The sequence below is a fragment of the Microbacterium wangyouchuni genome (genome assembly GCF_051546305.1).
Classification (GTDB): Bacteria; Actinomycetota; Actinomycetes; order Actinomycetales; family Microbacteriaceae; genus Microbacterium.
On the sequence record NZ_JBPTMA010000014.1, the window covers coordinates 1 to 17,121 of the forward strand.

At 64.9% G+C, this 17,121-nt stretch carries 15 protein-coding genes and 1 rRNA gene; 6 read left to right on the forward strand and 10 right to left on the reverse strand.

Going from position 1 to position 17,121, the window contains the following annotated elements:
- Positions 1-179 precede the first annotated feature (179 nt).
- The 4 genes from ACSS7Z_RS15990 to ACSS7Z_RS16005 form a co-directional block, all read right to left on the reverse strand.
- Complete coding sequence (locus tag ACSS7Z_RS15990) at positions 180-1,559, reverse strand: cystathionine beta-synthase (RefSeq protein ID WP_438255866.1); 1,380 nt, start codon at positions 1,557-1,559, stop codon at positions 180-182.
- Positions 1,560-1,589: 30 nt separating this feature from the next.
- Positions 1,590-2,549 carry a carbohydrate ABC transporter permease gene (locus ACSS7Z_RS15995; RefSeq protein WP_438255867.1) on the reverse strand — a complete coding sequence of 320 codons (960 nt, stop codon included), beginning with the start codon at positions 2,547-2,549 and terminating at the stop codon, positions 1,590-1,592.
- A complete protein-coding gene (locus ACSS7Z_RS16000) occupies positions 2,546-3,685 on the reverse strand; it encodes a carbohydrate ABC transporter permease (RefSeq protein ID WP_438255868.1) in 1,140 nt (379 codons plus the stop codon). Before ACSS7Z_RS16000 ends, ACSS7Z_RS15995 begins: the two co-directional genes overlap by 4 nt.
- 106 nt (positions 3,686-3,791) lie before the next feature.
- Positions 3,792-5,120, reverse strand: a complete 1,329-nt coding sequence (locus ACSS7Z_RS16005) for an ABC transporter substrate-binding protein (protein WP_438255869.1) — start codon at positions 5,118-5,120, stop codon at positions 3,792-3,794.
- A 274-nt stretch (positions 5,121-5,394) separates the two neighbouring features.
- On the opposite strand from ACSS7Z_RS16005, the gene ACSS7Z_RS16010 reads away from it, so the two are divergent.
- The gene (locus tag ACSS7Z_RS16010; protein ID WP_438255870.1) at positions 5,395-6,405 is read left to right on the forward strand and encodes a LacI family DNA-binding transcriptional regulator; all 1,011 of its coding nucleotides are present in this window, start codon (positions 5,395-5,397) and stop codon (positions 6,403-6,405) included.
- A gap of 169 nt (positions 6,406-6,574) precedes the next feature.
- Here the strand turns inward: ACSS7Z_RS16010 and rplL are convergent, their stop codons facing one another.
- The 4 genes from rplL to ACSS7Z_RS16030 all read right to left on the reverse strand — a co-directional run bounded on the left by rplL (position 6,575) and on the right by ACSS7Z_RS16030 (position 10,907).
- Positions 6,575-6,955, reverse strand: a complete 381-nt coding sequence (gene rplL, locus ACSS7Z_RS16015; protein WP_438255871.1) for a 50S ribosomal protein L7/L12 — start codon at positions 6,953-6,955, stop codon at positions 6,575-6,577.
- A 48-nt stretch (positions 6,956-7,003) separates the two neighbouring features.
- A complete protein-coding gene (rplJ, locus tag ACSS7Z_RS16020; RefSeq protein ID WP_438255872.1) occupies positions 7,004-7,492 on the reverse strand; it encodes a 50S ribosomal protein L10 in 489 nt (162 codons plus the stop codon).
- Positions 7,493-7,894: 402 nt separating this feature from the next.
- Positions 7,895-8,875, reverse strand: a complete 981-nt coding sequence (locus tag ACSS7Z_RS16025; protein ID WP_438255873.1) for a hypothetical protein — start codon at positions 8,873-8,875, stop codon at positions 7,895-7,897.
- A gap of 241 nt (positions 8,876-9,116) precedes the next feature.
- Positions 9,117-10,907 (reverse strand): glycoside hydrolase family 15 protein, encoded by a 1,791-nt coding sequence (locus tag ACSS7Z_RS16030; protein ID WP_438255874.1) that lies wholly within the window; start codon positions 10,905-10,907, stop codon positions 9,117-9,119.
- Between the two features lie 57 nt (positions 10,908-10,964).
- On the opposite strand from ACSS7Z_RS16030, the gene ACSS7Z_RS16035 reads away from it, so the two are divergent.
- From ACSS7Z_RS16035 to ACSS7Z_RS16050, 4 genes are all read left to right on the forward strand, one after another.
- Positions 10,965-12,329, forward strand: a complete 1,365-nt coding sequence (locus ACSS7Z_RS16035) for a glucose-6-phosphate dehydrogenase (RefSeq protein WP_438255875.1) — start codon at positions 10,965-10,967, stop codon at positions 12,327-12,329.
- A gap of 124 nt (positions 12,330-12,453) precedes the next feature.
- The gene (locus tag ACSS7Z_RS16040) at positions 12,454-13,134 is read left to right on the forward strand and encodes a YqaJ viral recombinase family protein (protein ID WP_438255876.1); all 681 of its coding nucleotides are present in this window, start codon (positions 12,454-12,456) and stop codon (positions 13,132-13,134) included.
- A gap of 137 nt (positions 13,135-13,271) precedes the next feature.
- On the forward strand, positions 13,272-14,927 hold the full coding sequence (locus ACSS7Z_RS16045) for an MDR family MFS transporter (protein WP_438255877.1): 1,656 nt from the start codon (positions 13,272-13,274) through the stop codon (positions 14,925-14,927).
- Positions 14,924-15,397, forward strand: coding sequence for a MarR family winged helix-turn-helix transcriptional regulator (locus ACSS7Z_RS16050; protein ID WP_438255878.1), 474 nt, complete (start codon positions 14,924-14,926; stop codon positions 15,395-15,397). The genes ACSS7Z_RS16045 and ACSS7Z_RS16050 overlap by 4 nt, the downstream gene beginning before the upstream one ends.
- A 1-nt stretch (position 15,398) precedes the next feature.
- Here the strand turns inward: ACSS7Z_RS16050 and ACSS7Z_RS16055 are convergent, their stop codons facing one another.
- Positions 15,399-16,286 carry a LysR family transcriptional regulator ArgP gene (locus ACSS7Z_RS16055; RefSeq protein ID WP_438255879.1) on the reverse strand — a complete coding sequence of 296 codons (888 nt, stop codon included), beginning with the start codon at positions 16,284-16,286 and terminating at the stop codon, positions 15,399-15,401.
- A 70-nt stretch (positions 16,287-16,356) separates the two neighbouring features.
- On the opposite strand from ACSS7Z_RS16055, the gene ACSS7Z_RS16060 reads away from it, so the two are divergent.
- Positions 16,357-16,974 carry a LysE/ArgO family amino acid transporter gene (locus tag ACSS7Z_RS16060; RefSeq protein WP_438255880.1) on the forward strand — a complete coding sequence of 206 codons (618 nt, stop codon included), beginning with the start codon at positions 16,357-16,359 and terminating at the stop codon, positions 16,972-16,974.
- A 76-nt stretch (positions 16,975-17,050) separates the two neighbouring features.
- Here the strand turns inward: ACSS7Z_RS16060 and rrf are convergent.
- Positions 17,051-17,121, reverse strand: a 5S ribosomal RNA gene (gene rrf / locus ACSS7Z_RS16065); the annotation flags it as partial.

A 17,121-nucleotide genomic window follows, 5' to 3' on the forward strand; every position in this document is an offset into this window, starting at 1 on the left:
CTGAACGGGCACCCCCGCACACACGAGATCGACGAACTGCGTACGAGTATTCGGCGGGAACAACTTGACCATGAAACGCTCCTTCAAGAAGAACGTTGCTGCCACCATATGACTTCGCCGCGAAAAATGGAGCCACAAACGCCCAGTCGCAAGGGGGTGGGGGTGGCGAGGGGTGGGGGCTAGCGGGAGAGGTAGGAGAGCAGGTCCTGACGGGTGAGCACCGTGTGCGGGCGGCCATCGATGGTCACCAGGAGAGCGTCGGCTCCGGCGAGCGCCGCACGCGCCTGATCGACGGATGCATGGATGCCGATGAGGGGCAAGCTGTCGCTGACATGTGCGGCGACAGCATCCGTCGGCTTCGCCTCGCCGCGGAAGAGCAGATCCAGCAGTCCCTTCTCATCGACGCTGCCGACAACCTCGCCCATCATCACTGGCGGCTCGGCGCTGAGCACGACGAGCTGCGAGACGGCAAACTCGGCCATCATGGAGATCGCGTCGAGCACGGTGTCGGTCGGATGCGCGTGCACGAGTTCCGGGATGCCGCGCCCCGATCCCTGCGCCTGTCGCACGGCGAGCACGTCGGCCACGGTCTCCCCCGCCTCGACATCGCTGAACCCGTACGAGCGCATCCAGGAGTCGTTGAAGATCTTCGAGAGGTAGCCGCGACCGCCGTCCGGCAGCAACACCACCATCACGGCATCCGCTGGCAGAGTCTTGGCCACCCTCAGCGCGCCGACCACAGCCATTCCGCTGGACCCGCCAACGAGAATGGCCTCTTCGCGAGCGAGGCGGCGTGTCATCGCGAAGGATTCAGCGTCGTCGACGGCCACGATCTCGTGCGGGATGGTGGGGTCGTAGGATCCCGGCCAGATGTCCTCACCGACGCCCTCGACGAGATAGGGACGGCCCGTGCCGCCGGAGTAGACGCTGCCCTCGGGGTCGACGCCGATGATCCGCACCCGCTCGTCAGAGACCTCACGCAGATAACGCCCGGTCCCGCTGATCGTGCCGCCGGTGCCGATACCTGCCGCGAAGTGCGTGATCCGGCCGTCGGTGGCTTCCCAGATCTCCGGGCCGGTCGTCTCATAGTGGCTGAGCGGACCGTTGGGGTTGTCGTACTGGTTCGGCTTGAACGCCCCCGGAATCTCCTGCACGAGGCGATCACTGACGCTGTAGTACGACTCCGGGCTGTCCGGAGCGACCGAGGTCGGCGTCATGACGATCTCAGCACCGTAGGCGCGCAGCACGTCGATCTTGTCCTGGCCGACCTTGTCGGGCACGACAAACACGCACCGGTACCCGCGCTGCTGGGCGACCAGCGCGAGCCCGACACCGGTGTTGCCGCTGGTGGGTTCGACGATCGTTCCGCCGACTGACAGCTGGCCGCTTTCCTCGGCTGCATCGATGATGCGCCGGGCGATACGGTCCTTCGCCGAACCGCCCGGGTTCAAATATTCGAGCTTGACCAGCACCGTGCACTCGATGCCCGCTGTGACATGCTGCAGCTTCACGAGAGGGGTGCCGCCGACGAGGTCGGCGATGTGCTCGGCGTAGTCCATGGATCAAGCGTACGGGTGGCGGATGCTGTGTTACCCCTTCGTCGATCCCGCCAACAGTCCGCGTACGAAGTACCGCTGCAGTGCGAAGAACACGATCAACGGAACGATGATCGACACGAACGCGCCTGCGGTCAACAGGTGCCAGTCGTTGCCGCGTGTTCCGGTGATCTCGGCCAGCAGTTTCGTGATCGGCGCAGCGCCGCCATCGGCGAACACCAACGCGACCAGCAGGTCATTCCACACCCACAGGAACTGGAAGATCGCCACCGAGGCGATCGCCGGCATGGTCAGCGGCAGCACGATGCGGAAGAAGATCTGCCCGCGGGATGCCCCATCCACGCGCGCTGCCTCGATGATCTCGCCGGGAATCTCCGACATGAAGTTGTGCAGCAGGTAGATCGCCAGCGGCAAGGCGAACATCGAGTGCGCGAACCACACTTGCGCATATCCGCCAGAGGCACCCAGCGGCAGCGTGATCTGCAACCCGAACAGGCTGAGACCTCGCGAGAATGTGCTCAGCAGCGGCACCAGGGCCATCTGAATCGGCACGATCTGCAGCGCGAAGATGAAGATGAACAGGAAGTTGCGGCCCTTGAAGTCGATCCATGCGAACGCGTACGCCGCCATGGAGGCGATCATCAGCGGGATGATGGTGGCCGGGATCGTAATCGCGATCGAGTTCACGAAGGACTCGATCATCGTCAGCTGTGTCGTTCCGGACTGCAGCACATCGACGTAGTTCTCGCCGGTGACCTGGGGGTTCAGGAAGAACTCCCACCAGCCGCTGGTGAGAATCTGGTCACGAGGACGGAACGACGAGATGAACAGTCCCAGCGTCGGGATGGTCCACAGAACCGCGATGACGATGGATGCTGCCGATGCCCACGGCCGCGACAGCTTCTTGCGTGTTCGTCCTGCCGAGGCGCTCAGCTTCCCGCCCGTGGTGATCGCGCGGGTGCTCTCCGAAATGGGGTGCTTCACGTCAGTCATCGGATCTCCCGCTGCTTCTGGATCTGGCGTGCGTTGTATATGACGATCGGCAGCACCAGGATGAACAGGATGACGGCGAGCGCAGCACTGCGTCCCGCCTCGAATTTCGAGAACTGCGTGTACATCTCATTGGCGAGCACGCTGGTCTCGTAGTTTCCGGCGGTCATGGTGCGAACGATGTCGAAGACCTTCAGCGAGGCGATCGAGATCGTTGTCAGCACCACGATGAGCGCCGGTCGAATCGCGGGCACCGTGACGGATTTGAAACGCTGCCAGGCATTCGCGCCGTCAAGCTCTGCGGCCTCCAGCAGCTCCATCGGCACGCCTTTGATGGACGCCGACAGGATCACCATCGCGAAACCGGTCTGCACCCAGATGAGCACGACGATGAGGAACAGCGTGTTCCATGGCGGATTGAGCAGGAACTGTTGCGGCTCCCCGCCGAACCAGACGATGAGCTGGTTGAGCAGACCGATCTGTTCGTACTGCGGGCCGCGGTACTCGTACATGAAGCGCCAGATGATGCCGGCGCCGACGAACGAGATCGCCATCGGCATGAAGACGAGGACCTTGTAGATCTTCTCCCCGCGGGTGCGGTCGATGAACACCGCGTAGGCAAGACCGACGATGGTCGACACGGTCGGCACGACGAGCACCCAGACGATGGTGTTCACCACGACACGGATGCCGTCGGGTTGCCCGAAGATCCAGGTGTAGTTGGCGAGTCCGACAAAGCTTTTTCCGGAGGAGTTCAGGAATGAGGCGACGAAGGTCTGCAGCGACGGCAGGATGAGCCCGACCAGAAGCAGCAGGAATGCTGGCGCCAGGAAAGCGACCAGCTGGATCAGATATCCCTTGCCGGCCCGGGAGCGGTAGTCCAGCAGGAAGAACACGGCGCCGACGACAACGGCGACGCCCATCGCCCAGTAGTAGGAGCGGAAGAACCACATCACAGCCAGTGGCACGAGCACGCACATCGCCAGTCGTGCGACGGTGTACCAGGTGCCGGTTCGTGGAGCGATGTCCACGAGGAACAGGATCAGGGCCACGACGATGGCGAAGGCGATGACAAGGACCACCGCCTGCAGCACCGCCGGGAGCGTCCCGATCCATTGAAAGAAGTCGATCGCGGTCACGGAGTAGTCCCCTTTACAACACTGTGCAGATCATCATCGGTCCTCGGCATCGTTGCCGGGGACCAGAGTTGGCGGGCCGCCCGAGGGCGACCCGCCAAGAGTTGGATTAGCCTGCCGGCCAGCCCGTCTCGATCTGTGCGAGGACCTCATCGGTCGACGTGCCGTTGACCCACTCGACCATGCCCTTCCAGAACGTGCCCGCACCGACAGCGCCCGGCATCAGGTCGCTGGCGTCGAAGCGGAACGTGGTGTCGGGGTCTTGCAGGATCTTGATGGTCTCCTGCAGGATCGGGTCCTGTGCGTTGGCCGGGTCGAGGCCGTTGTTCGCGGAGGTGACACCGCCTAGGCTCACGCGGCTGTTCGCCCACTCGGGGCTGGACAGGTACGCGAGCACCTTCTGCGTGGCCTCGCTGTCGCTGAACGCGCCGACGATCTCACCGGCACCGGTCACTGCCTTGTCGTCTGCACTCTCACCCGGGAGCATAAATGCCCAGACGTCGCCGTCCTCAGCGATTTTCGTACCATCGGGGAAGAAACCCGACAGGAACGACGCCTGGTGCGTCAGCGCACATTCTCCACCGGCGAGCGCGGGGGCGACATCTCCGAACGCGGTCGAGTTGATCGACTGCACAGGACCGAATCCTGCGTTGACGTTCGCCGGGTTCAGCAGGATCGCGCCGACCGAGTCGAACGCCGCCTTGATCTGCGGGTCGGTGAAGGGCACCTCGTTGGTGACCCACTGGTCGTAGACCTCGGGGCCAGCCTGACGAAGCACGTAGTCTTCGATCCAGTCGGTGCCGGGCCAGCCGGTAGCCGTGCCGGACTCGAAGCCTGCACACCATGCCGGCGTGCCGGTGGCGGCCTGGATCGTCTCGGTGAGCGCGGTCATATCGCCGAGTGTCTCGGGAACTTCGACGCCCCATTCGGCGAACTTCGCCGGGGAGTACCAGATCCAGCCCTTGACGTTCGCCATCAGCGGCGCACCGTAGAAGGTGCCGTCGTAGGTGCCGTAGTTCACCCAGTCCTCAGTCCAGTACTCGTTGGCGTTGCTCTCGACCTCTTCGGGTGCGGGCTTGAGGAAGTCACGCTGAGCGAAGTCTGCGAACAGACCCGGCTGCGGGAAAATTGCGATGTCGGGCGGGTTACCGCCCTGTGCACGGGTTCCGAGCTGCGTCTCGAAGTCCTGGCTGCCCTCGTATTTGATCTCGATGTCGTTCTCTTCGGCCCAGTCGGCCCACGACTCCTGCATGAGTTCAGCTTCGCTGTCGACGATCGTGCCGTAGATGGTGACGGTGCTGGACTCGCCTTCTCCGCCGCCTCCGTCGTCGCCGCCGCCCGCGGGCGCACCCGGAGCTCCACATCCTGCAAGCGCGATGCCCGCTGCCCCAAGCAGGGCGAGCGGCGCGAGGCGCCGATAACGCTGTGACAGTGCCATGTGACTTCTCCTCTTCGAGTTCACGTTCCCGGCGTGTGACGCCGCCTGAGCAGACGATTCGGGAACCGCTTCCAGGCCCAACCTACTGTCCTGCGGTGCCCGGCACAATGGAAGATGGTCACAAGCTGACAACCTTTCGACGGCATCCGGGATTTTTTTGGGAGCGCTCCCGTCACCGCCAATGTGGAACCGGTTCCTTTTGCTCAGGATGCGGACTACGCTGTGCTCGGATGCTGTGAGCGCACCGTCGCGCTCACCGCCGCCGGGAGGAACCATGAGCACGATCGCGGATGTCGCCGCCCGTGCCGGTGTTTCCAAAGCCACCGCGAGCCGCGCGCTCAGCGGGCACGGCTACGTGGCCGATGCGACGCGCATGCTGGTCGAGAAGGCTGCCGCCGAGCTCTCCTACGTCGCCCATTCTTCGGCGACGAGTCTGGCTACCGGTCGCACACATGCGGTCGGAGTGATCGTGCCGCGGCTCGATCGCTGGTACTTCTCTGAAATGCTCACGGGCATCCAAGAGTCGCTGCTCGAACACGGCTACGACCTCACGCTGTACGGTCTTGCCGAGCACTCCCCCACTCGAGACATGGTGTTCGACACGATCCTGCCGCGGCGCAGGTTCGACGGGATCATCGCCGTCGGCATCCAATCCAGCGTGCACGAGCTGGACCGACTGCGCGGCCTGGGCAGTCCGCTGGTGAGCGTGGGTCCGTACCACGAGGGCACGAGCACCGTATCCATTGACGATGCCGCTGCCGCGCAGATCGCCACCGAGCATCTCATCGACCTCGGACACACAGCGATCGCCTTCGTCGGGGCAGCGACGGAGTCCGCCACTTTGGGCTTTGGCGATGCGCGTCGGTTGGAGGGCTATCGACGGGCGATGGATGCCGCAGGTCTCGGCGAGCACACCGTGATCAGCGCCTCCGGCACCAGCATGCCCAGCGGTTACGAGGCGGCCGTTGACCTGCTCGGCAATCGGCGCACGCGCCCGACCGCGGTTGTCGGGGTGTGCGATGAGGCCGCGATCGGCACGATCATCGCGGCGCGACGGCTGGGGATTGCTGTCCCCACCGAGCTGAGCGTCGTCGGAATCGATGATCATCAGCACGCTGAGATGTTCGCGCTGACGACGATCCGGCAGCAGCCGCGCGAGCAAGGCAACGCCGCCGTTCGCCTACTGGTTCAGCAGCTCCAGCATCCGCATGCCGAAAAGGAGCACGTCGTCGCCGTCTCGGCACTCGTAGTCCGCAACTCCTCCGCCCCGCCCCGCTCCCCCTAGCCCCGCCCCCAAAAAGCTTGCGAGTGGCCATTTGTGGCTCGGTTTCTCACGAAAATTGAGCCACGAGCGACCACTCGCAAGCAGGAAGGAGAGGGAGGCGATGCAAGGAGTGCGGGGACGACGAAGGCCCCGGGCGTGAGCCCGGGGCCTTCGTGCAAAGCAGAAGTGATTACTTGAGGGTAACCGTTGCGCCAGCAGCCTCGAGGGTCTCCTTGGCCTTCTCTGCGGTCTCCTTGTTGGCGCCCTCAAGGACAGCCTTGGGAGCACCGTCGACGACAGCCTTAGCCTCGCCGAGGCCGAGCGAGGTGAGCTCGCGGACAGCCTTGATGACCTGGATCTTCTTGTCGCCAGCAGCCTCGAGAACGACGTCGAACGAGTCCTTCTCTTCCTCAGCCTCAGCAGCGCCTGCGCCAGCAGCACCGGCAACGGCGACGGGGGCAGCAGCGGTGACGTCGAACTTCTCCTCGAACGCCTTCACGAACTCGCTGAGCTCGACGAGGGTGAGGTCTGCAAACTGCTCGAGCAGCTGCTCGGTGGTGAGCTTCGCCATGATGTATCTCCTAGATTGGTGGTTTTGTAGAACGAGAACGCCAGTCGCTTACGCGGCTGCGGCGGTCTCCAGCTTTTCGCGAAGAGCGTCGATGGTGGCCGCAGCCTTGCCCATCGTTGCCTTCATCATGCCCGCAGCCTTCGCAAGCAGAACCTCACGGCTCTCCAGCGCGGCGTACTTGTCGACCTCGTCGGCGGTGAGAGCGTTGCCCTCGAAAACGCCGCCCTTGATCACGAGAAGCGGGTTGGCCTTGGCAAAGTCACGCAGAGCCTTCGCGGTGGCGACGAAGTCACCGTGCACGAACGCGACAGCCGACGGACCCTTGAGGTCGTCGTCCAGCGAGGAGATTCCCGCCTTGTTGGCGGCAATCTTGGTCAGCGTGTTCTTCACCACGGCGTACTCAGCGTTCTGACGGATGCTGTTGCGCAGCTCCTTGAGCTGGGCAACCGTCAGACCGCGGTACTCGGTCAGCAGGACGGCGTTCGAGTTCTCGAATGACTTCGTGAGCTCGGCAACCGATGCATCCTTCTGCGCCATGGTCACTCCTTGGTGGGTACGAGATGCCACACGGTGGTGAGGCATCGACCTGGACCGCAGCTGCAACAAAAAAGCTCCGGCGCAAGCGCACGGAGCTGAGAAAAGTTCGTGACACCTGCGCGGGCCCACTGCTGAGCAGTGCTTCAATCACATCACGCTTGCGCGCAACATGATGACCAGCGGTCTTTGGTTGAGATAAGACTACCTGACGTGCGGCCGCTCCCCAAATCGCGGCCGCGCGGTGCCGCGGCGGGCCGCTGCCATCCCCCGCTTCCTCGTCTGGCCGTCGCCCCGACTTACCGCCCACACCCCCAGTTGCATACGCAAATACCACGGAGCCTCGGCGACATTCGGGGGCGACGACGGATGCTACCGACTCTGCTGCGCCGGACCGCAGCGCACTCAGCACGGACGGATACCGAAGGACGCCAGACGTGAGCCCAGGTCGCCCGCCGTCCGGATGTGCGCTGACCCCCAGCGGACCACTCCCCACCCGGTCACGCCACGAACAGCATCCTCGCGCGCCTTCTCCTCCAGGACGACAGCCCCGGCTTCCCGCCCACCTGCAAGGTCGGGGTCGAGATACTTTCCCTTACCGTCGAACTCGCCGAAGGATCGTGCGCCGCGAAAGGCGAAATCCATCCAGTAAACCTCGCCTGCAGGCCCCATGACCTGGGTCTGCAGGTCGATATCCGTGAACCCCAGACGCCTCAGGTGAAGGCGGCTGACGCTCTCGCCTGGGAGCTGTGCCCGCCCGTCGGCGAACGACAACAAGTCACGCGCCTGCCGGATACCGCGCACCCTCAGAACCGCCGCGCGTTCTCCGAGGCGGTCATGCCATTGCGCCGCGAGGTCTGGGTCTTGTTGCTGCCCGCTCACGGCGACGCGGCGCAGCGCTGCATCCGCAATAGACAGCGCAGCCTCGGGAGACAGTGAGCAGGCAAGATCCAGCACGGTTCGATCCAGTGACGTGCAGCGGATGCCGTCGACCTCGATGATGTCTTCACTTCTGACCTCGACATTGTGCTGCGCGATGTTCGACACCGTCCGCCCGTGGCGCCTACCAAAGATCAGAATGTGGACGTTCTTCGGTGTCAGTCGATACAGCGGAAGCCCCAGCACAACTGCGGCGGAGACTCCGTAGAAGACGGGCCCTCTGCCGCCCGCGCTGCGCGCCGCCGCCAGCACGTGAAGCAGGTGCTGCCCTTCGATCCACAGCTGCTTCCACTCAACAGCATCCACATACCAACCACGGCGCACGCGGATGAACGCGCCGCTGGCGACTAAAGCGTGCAGGCCTCGTTCGGACAGACCGCTGTGAAGCATGTCCTCGCGAGAGCGCAGAAGCACACTCGCTTGTGCGATGTTGATTGTCCGGCGCATCCCGTTATCCTGCCCGTCGATGCTTCGGGGCCACGGCGTGAAATCCACGTTCGGTGGATTATGGCCACGTTCCGGAATCTGTGCAGAACCAGTCGCGCGACGTCGGCTACTGTCCGCTCTCTTCAGCCATCATTCGTCGGCGCTCCCAGGTAGCGCCGACGCTCCCTCGAAACTGCGCAAATATCCCGGGGCGTCGGCGACGCCCCGGAGCCTCGACGACAGAAGGGGCGAGGCAGCGGCGCTAGTGCCGGTCGGCGGCGCGGCCGCTGTGCCCGGCAAGGGCATCCGCCGCGCGCACCAGCGTGAGGTGCGAGAAAGCCTGCGGGGTATTGCCGGCGTGCCGTTGCCCGCCGACGTCGTACTCCTCCGAGAGCAGCCCGACATCGTTGGCGAGCCCGACCAACCGATCCATCAGCGCCGTGGCCTCGTCGAGGCGGCCGCTGGCTGCATACTGCTCCACGAGCCAGAAGCTGCAGGCGAGGAACGGATGCTCTCCGCCTTCCAAGCCGTCCACCCCGGATGCTGCGCGATACCGCATCAGCAACCCGTCGCGGACGAGGGTGCGCTCCATCTGCTCGACTGTGCGCAGCATCCGCGGATCATCGGCCGCACAAAACCCGACCTGGGGAAGAGTGAGCAGCGAAGCATCCACCTCGTCGGTGCCGTAGTGCTGCACGAAATAGCCATCGGCGTGAACACCGCGCTCGTCGATCTCAGCACGCAGTTGCTCGCGCAGACGCGTCCAGGCCTCGACATCCCCGGTCATGCCGTGCTCGGTCACCGCACGCACACCACGATCCAACGCCGCCCACATCATCACGCGCGAGTGCGTGAAGAACTGCGGCTCCCCGCGGATCTCCCAGATTCCGTTGTCCGGCACATCGAACCCGACCACCACCCGACCGATCAGAGCACGCTGCAGGGGCCAGGAGAACTCCGACTCATCGAGTCCGGCAATTCGCGCGGCTTCCAGTGCGACCAACACCTCGCCGATCACGTCGCCCTGGTACTGATCAACGGCACCGTTGCCGATGCGAACCGGCGCTGCCCCGTCATACCCGGGAAGACTGTCCAGCTCCCGCTCGGCGAGGTCGCGCTCACCGGCGATGCCGTACATGATCTGCACTTCGTCCGGATCGCCAGCAACCGCCCGCAACAACCAGCGCCGCCAGTGGTGCACCTCTTCCAGGAAGCTGTGCGCGATGAGCGCCTCGAGCGTCAGCGCAGCATCGCGCAGCCAGACGAATCGATAGTCCCAGTTGCGCGATCCGCCGAAGTCTTCGGGCAGCGACGTCGTCGCAGCCGCCACGATGCCTCCCGTGTCGCGGTTCGTCAGCGCACGCAGAACCAGCAGTGAGCGGATCACCGCGTCGCGATGCGGACCGTCGTGGGCGATAGAGCTCGCCCACCCCTGCCACCACGATCGCGTCCGGGCGATGGCTGCGTCGACATCGAGCGCTACCAGCGCATCGTCGTGCGAGGGGTGCCACGCGAGAGTCAGATCGCGAGTGGCCCCCGCTGACACCGTAAACGTCGCTGTGTGCGCATGGTCGGATGCTGTGAACCTGATTCCTCGGACGACAACGGCGTCCGGTCCCGCGATAGCGCTCAGCGCGGGCTCATCCTCGGTGCCGATCTGTCGCACCCAGGGCAGAGTGCGCGCATAGTCGAAGTGCAGGCGCAGCTCGGTCGTGAATTCGACTGTGCCGCTGACCCCGATGACGCGGCGCACCACGTCGGTACGATCATCCGTCATAGCGAGGAAATCCTGTACCTCGGCCACGCCGGTGGCCGTCTCCCACCGCGTGACGAGGATGAAGGTGTCCGGCAGATAGGAACGACGGACGGTCGCATCACCATCCTGCGGCCGCAGCGACCAGCATCCGCGTGAGGTGTCCCCCAGTAGCGCTCCGAAAACCGACGGCGCATCGAACCGCGGCGGACAGAACCAGTCGATGCTGCCCTCGCGGGAGACCAGTGCCGCTGTGCGGCAGTCACTGAGCAGTGCGTAATCCTCAATAGGAGCTGGCATCTCACCGATTGTTGCATGCCTCTAGTCGATGCGCACGGGCAGCGTTACGGTGGGCGCATGGAGACCTCAACAACGCTTGTGATCCTCGGCGCTTCCGGTGACCTCACTGCCCGGCTGCTCTTGCCAGCTCTGGGACAGCTGCTCACGCTCGAAACCAATCGTCGGGTGCGCCTGATCGGCGCAGGCACCGAGGACTGGAGTGATGATGATCTGCGCCAGGTCGTGCAGACCTCATTCGCGACATCGGATGCTGGTACCGCCACCGAGCGCGTCACTGTCGAGTACCGCCAGACCGACATCACGAAGGCCGACGATCTCGGCAATCTGTTGAAGGGACTGGAGGGGCAGGTGGCGATCTACTTCGCCGTGCCGCCGTCGATCGCATCCGCCGCGTGCGAGGTCCTCACCCCGGAGATGATTCCAGCAGGTGCGATGCTCGCACTGGAAAAGCCCTTCGGCACCGACGAGGCCAGCGCTCGCGCCCTCAACGAGCGCGTGGCCGTGCTCGTGCCGGAACATCAGGTGTTCCGCGTCGACCACTTCCTCGGAAAATCCACCACCCTCAACCTGCTCGGCGCGCGCTTCGCCAACCGGCTGCTGGAGCCGCTCTGGTCGGCAGAGAGCATCGAGTCGGTCGCGATCGTCTATGACGAGAAGCTGGGGCTGGAAGGACGCGCTGGTTACTACGACAATGCCGGCGCGTTCATCGACATGATTCAGAGCCACCTGCTGCAGGTGATGGCGGTGCTGGCGATGGAGCAGCCCGCGACGCTGGGGCAGGAAGACTTCCGCGAGGCGACCTCAGCAGTGCTGCGGGCGACGACGATTTGGGACGAGGATGCCGCATCCGCATCCCGCCGCGCGCGGTACACCGCGGGCAGCGTCGACGGTGTCGACAAGCCCTCGTATGTCGATGAGCCGGGCGTCGATGCCGAGCGTGGCACTGAGACCCTCGCCGAGGCGACGTTCGAGGTGCGAAACGGCCGCTGGGCTGGGGTGCCGTTCACGCTGCGTTCCGGGAAGGCCCTGAGCGACCCGGCGCGCGAGATCGTCGTCACCTTCCGCGCGGTGCGGCACGTCCCGGTCGGACTCACCGGATCCGCGGATGGCGCGATCCTGCGCTTCTCGCTGGGGCCCGACAAGATCTCGCTGGAGATGAACCTCAATGGCGCCGCTGATCCGTTCGTGCTCGAGCGCGCAACGCTTTCCGCCGACCTCGGTGCCGGAGACCTGTTGGCCTATGCCGAGGTACTCTCCGGAATCCTCGATGCCGACCCGATGCTGTCGGTGCGCGGGGATGCTGCAGAGCAGTGCTGGCGCATCGTGCAACCGGTGAGGGATGCCTGGTCACGCGGGGAGGTCCCGTTGGAAGAGTACGCCGCAGGATCGAGCGGACCGGCTGATTGGGCCGTTCGACGCTGAGCGCAACGACGCACACTCCACGGCCAGCACGCCCGACGCGCGGGGCCGCGCCGGGCCGCGCGAGGCGGCGCGAACCCGGCGCGGCTGGGCCGGGGGTGTCGTCCGCTCGGGGTAGCCTCGAATGGTGACTCCGGAACTTCAGGCTCGTATCGTTGCGGATTCCCGCGACCGCGTCGCCTGGCTCCGGGCACGAGCGCGCGGCATCACCGCGACCGATGTTGCGGGATTGACGAGCGAGATCTCCATCAAGCGCGCCGCAGACTCCAAACTCGGCGGCGGACCCCGTTTCGGTGGCAACGCCTACACCGATCATGGTCGGCGGCGCGAGCCGGAGATCGCCGCGTGGGTTGCCGCCACGCACGGCATCCATCCGTCATCCGCACTGTTCCGCGCAGAGAGCGAGCACCGGCATCTGGCCACGCCGGATGGCGTCGTGCAGGATGCCGCAGGCCGCATCATGCTGGCCGAGATCAAGACGACGAATAAGAACTGGCGCACGATTCCCCGCACCTATCTGCGGCAGGTCTGGTGGCAGCAGCACGTGCTCGGCGCGGAGCGGACCCTGTTTATCTGGGAAGAGCACGACAACTTCCGCCCGATCCACGATGAGCCCCGGTGCGTGTGGATCGACCGCGACGACCGCGAGATCAACACACTGGTCGGACTCGCCACCCGGCTGATCGACGAGCTCTACCACCGCACCACCGGGCAGCGCCCGCCGAGTGTCGACAGCGCCGATGCCGCCAGCCGGCGTGAGTCGCTGCGCGAGCGCGACGCCTTCCGCGCCCTCGCTCTGGCTGACTGACCAACCGCGCTTCCCGCGGCATCCATCCCGCTCTCACCGATAGTTGACAAATGTCAACCCTTCTTCTAAGGTTGACTTTTCTCAACTTTCGCGCGTCAGTGCTGCCGTGCCATCCCACCTCTCGTCGAAAGGTGCGCATGAGCGCTCAGAACCCACCTACCGCGTCGACGGCTGCTCGCATGACCCACCGTCAGGTGCTGCAGGCACTGTCGGGCCTGATGCTGGCGATGTTCTGCTCGATGGTGTCGACCACCGTCGTCGGAACCTCGCTGCCGATCATCGTTCCCGAACTCGGCGGCACGCAGACCTCGTACACCTGGGTCGTCACGATGACCCTACTGACCACGGCCATCTCCACCCCCATCTGGGGCAAGCTCGCCGACCTCGTCAACCGCAAGAACCTGATGATCCTGGCGCTCGTGATCTTCGTGCTCGCCAGTGCCGGCGCCGGATTCTCGCAGAACACCGAGATGCTCATCATGTTCCGAGGATTCCAGGGCCTCGGCGGCGGTGGGCTCGCAGCTCTCAGCCAGGTGCTGATGGCGGACATCCTCTCCCCGCGTGAACGCGGCAAGTACATGGGCCTGTTCGCCGGTGTCATGGCCGTCGCCACCGTCGGCGGGCCGTTGCTGGGTGGGGTGCTGACCGACAGCGTCGGCTGGCGCTGGAACTTCTACGTCGGCGTTCCGCTGGGCGTCCTGGCGATCATCGTGCTGGTGCGCACCCTGAAGATCGACCAGATCCGTGCCGCGAAGATCCGCATCGACTACTTCGGCATCGTGCTGCTCTCGGTCGCTGCCGGCCTGCTGCTGGTCTGGGTCTCCAACATCTCGACCTACGGCTGGTTGAGCTGGGAAACGCTGATCATGGTCGGCTCCGCACTGATCGCCACCGCGCTGTTCATCGTGGTGGAGCTGAAGGTCGCCGAGCCGCTCATCCCCCTGACGCTGTTCCGCAACCGGACGTTCACGCTCTCGGTGCTCGCATCCATCTCCATCGGTGTCGCGATGTTCGGCACCTCGGTATACCTGGCGCAGTACATGCAGGTCTCGCGCGGCTACGGCCCGACCGAGGCCGGCCTGCTGACCATTCCGATGGCAGCCGGCATGCTGATCTCGTCCACCGTGATCGGACAGCTCGTCACCCGCACCGGAAAGTGGAAGAGCTTCCTCGTCACCGGCGCCATTCTCATGATCGCTGGCACCTCCCTGCTATCGACACTGCAGTACGACACGTCGCTCTGGCTGGTCGGCACCTACATGTTCCTACTCGGCGCCGGTACCGGTATGACGATGCAGAACCTCGTGCTGGTCGTGCAGAACACCACCGGCCCGCAGGAGATCGGTGTCGCAAGCTCCGGCGTGAACTTCTTCCGTACCGTCGGCGGCACCACGGGCGTCGCGGTGATGGGCTCCGTACTCGCCGGCAGCATGGCTCAGCAGGTGACTGCCCGCAGCAAGGAGATCGCTGAGGCGATCGCCGAGCTCGGCGCCCAGGGCAAGGCCATCGCCGAACAGCTCGCTTCGGGTGCGCTCCCGACCACCCGCGACATGCCGGAGACCATCCGCGTGATCATCGAGGATATCTCCGCACAGGCAATCTCGCACGCATTCCTCATCGGCGTACCGCTGGCTGTGCTGAGTCTGATCGCCATCGCATTCCTGCCCAATAAGCCACTGATCAAGCAGAACAACATCGAACGCGCCAGGCAGCAGCGTCGAGAGAACGAACTCGCAGTGGCCACGGCTGAGACCGGATCCATTCCGGTGTACCGTCCCGAGAACGACTCATGACCGGCGACAGCGCTCGTTCCGCGCTCGATGAGGAACGAATCACCGCGATCACCAGTTTGGAATCCGAGTTCGGTGAGCTGATCACGCACTTCCGTCGAGTCGTCATGGAGAACGCCGAACGGCTGAGCCCGGGCATGCTGCCCACGGCATACAAGGCATTCACCACCATCGTCCGCCTCGAGTCGAGCACGGCCTCGACGCTGGCGGAGGTGTTGCAGATGGACAAGGGCCAGCTCAGCCGCACGGTGCGGGAGCTGGAAGAGCTGAGCCTCATCGAGCGCACACCAGACCCGGCCGATCGCCGCTCCACGCTGATCTCTGCGACGACAGAGGGCCTGGAGCGCCTCGCTCAGGCCCGCCGCCCCCAGGAGGGCAGGTTGCTTCGGAGCCTAGGAGCGTGGGAGCTCGAGGACATCAAGACGCTGTCTACGCTGCTGCACCGTCTGACGGCCTCTGCGCGCGAAGGCTGAGTCAGTCGAGCACCCGTGCCGCTTCGGCGCCGACTTCGCGGGCAATGTCGTCGAGCAGCGTTGAACGCAGGTTCCATTGCTGCCAGTACAGCGGTACGCGAACGGGTTCGCCGCCGAGATGGATCAGAGAGCCGGATGCCACGGCAGCAGTCGCCTGCGGGCTCGGGAGCATCCCCCAGCCCAGGCCGAGCAGGACCGCCTCGGCGAAGTCGTGCGAGGCCGGAACATAATGACGCGGGATGCCGTGCTCGTCGAGCCCGTACGACTGCAGCCAGGTGTGCTGCAGCGAATCGCGCCGGTCGAAATCGACGAATGGCGCCCGGCGCAGTGCCTCGACGTTGATTCCTTCGGCGAACCAGCGGTCTACGAACCGCGGTGTCGCCACAGCGTCGTATCGGAAGATGCCCAGTGGCGTCACCGAGCATCCGGTGACCGGTGTGGCTTCCGAGGTCACCGCGGCCATGACCTCACCTGATTCGAGCAGCCGTGCGGTGAAGTTCTGGTCGTCGCGGTGCAGATCGAAGTCGATGTCGAGTCGTTCGGCCAGACGCGACAGCGGCGCCAGGAACCAGGTGGCCATCGAGTCCGCGTTGACGGCCAATGGCACGCTCACCCGTGCGCCAGCAGCATCCAACCCGAGAGCGGCGAGCGTCTCGTGCTCGAGCAGCGCGACCTGGCGTGCCATTCGGACTACGGCTTCGCCCGCTGCGGTCGCGAGAGCCGGCTTCGCTCGGACGATGAGCACCTGACCGAGCTGTTGTTCCAGGGCCTTCAGCCGCTGGCTGACCGCCGACGGCGTGATGTTCAGCGTTCGGGCGGCCGCATCGAGACTGCCGCCATCGACGATCGCGGCGACGGTGAGTGCGAGCTCTGCGGAGATACCAGCCATATAAGCCACACTAATGTGACTGAAGATCTGATCGCTGGTTCTTATGAGCGCTGCGGCATAACGTCGAGACGTGATCTCATTTCTCGCCGGGCTCGGGCTCGGCCTTTCACTTATCATCGCTATCGGCGCGCAGAACGTGTTCGTGCTGAGGCAGGGCATCCGGCGTCAGCATGTTCTCGCCGTGGTGGCCGTCTGTGCGCTGTCGGATGCTGCGCTCATCATCGCTGGTGTCGCCGGGCTTGGATTCCTGCTGCAGAGCGCGCCCTGGCTGATCGCTGTCGCTCGCGTGCTGGGAGCCCTGTTCCTGCTCGGCTATGCGGCACTCGCGGCGCGACGCGCGCTCCGGGGCACGGAGAAGGGTCTGCGCATCGACGCCGAGCCGACCTCGAGCAGATTGCTCCCAGTACTGGGAACGGTTCTGGCTCTGACCTGGCTCAACCCGCACGTGTATCTCGACACCGTGCTCATGCTCGGTTCGATCGCCGCCACCCACGGCGAGGCACGATGGCTCTTCGCCGGCGGAGCTGTGCTCGCGAGCGTCGTGTGGTTCAGCGCACTCGGATACGGTGCCCGCTATCTCGGCCGCTGGCTGCGCACACCCCAGGCATGGCGGATCGTGGATGCCGTCATCGCCGTAGTTATGGTGACCATTGCCGTCAACCTGCTGCTGCCTGTATTTACCCCGTGATGACGAGGCTGCGACGCAGTCGCACGTTAACGCAAAATGGCCACCCAGCGTTGGGTGGCCATTTTGTCTAAAAGAAGTTCGGCGGTGTCCTACTCTCCCACAGGGTCCCCCCTGCAGTACCATCGGCGCTATGAGGCTTAGCTTCCG

Coding starts and splice junctions, on each gene's coding strand:
- ACSS7Z_RS16025 (WP_438255873.1), bottom strand. CDS start 8,875: ATGCGCCGGACAATCAACATCGCACAAGCGAGTGTGCTTCTGCGCTCT.
- rplL (WP_438255871.1), bottom strand. CDS start 6,955: ATGGCGAAGCTCACCACCGAGCAGCTGCTCGAGCAGTTTGCAGACCTC.
- ACSS7Z_RS16030 (WP_438255874.1), bottom strand. CDS start 10,907: ATGCCAGCTCCTATTGAGGATTACGCACTGCTCAGTGACTGCCGCACA.
- ACSS7Z_RS15990 (WP_438255866.1), bottom strand. CDS start 1,559: ATGGACTACGCCGAGCACATCGCCGACCTCGTCGGCGGCACCCCTCTC.
- rplJ (WP_438255872.1), bottom strand. CDS start 7,492: ATGGCGCAGAAGGATGCATCGGTTGCCGAGCTCACGAAGTCATTCGAG.
- ACSS7Z_RS16045 (WP_438255877.1), top strand. CDS start 13,272: ATGAGCGCTCAGAACCCACCTACCGCGTCGACGGCTGCTCGCATGACC.
- ACSS7Z_RS16010 (WP_438255870.1), top strand. CDS start 5,395: ATGAGCACGATCGCGGATGTCGCCGCCCGTGCCGGTGTTTCCAAAGCC.
- ACSS7Z_RS15995 (WP_438255867.1), bottom strand. CDS start 2,549: ATGACTGACGTGAAGCACCCCATTTCGGAGAGCACCCGCGCGATCACC.
- ACSS7Z_RS16035 (WP_438255875.1), top strand. CDS start 10,965: ATGGAGACCTCAACAACGCTTGTGATCCTCGGCGCTTCCGGTGACCTC.
- ACSS7Z_RS16050 (WP_438255878.1), top strand. CDS start 14,924: ATGACCGGCGACAGCGCTCGTTCCGCGCTCGATGAGGAACGAATCACC.
- ACSS7Z_RS16005 (WP_438255869.1), bottom strand. CDS start 5,120: ATGGCACTGTCACAGCGTTATCGGCGCCTCGCGCCGCTCGCCCTGCTT.
- ACSS7Z_RS16055 (WP_438255879.1), bottom strand. CDS start 16,286: ATGGCTGGTATCTCCGCAGAGCTCGCACTCACCGTCGCCGCGATCGTC.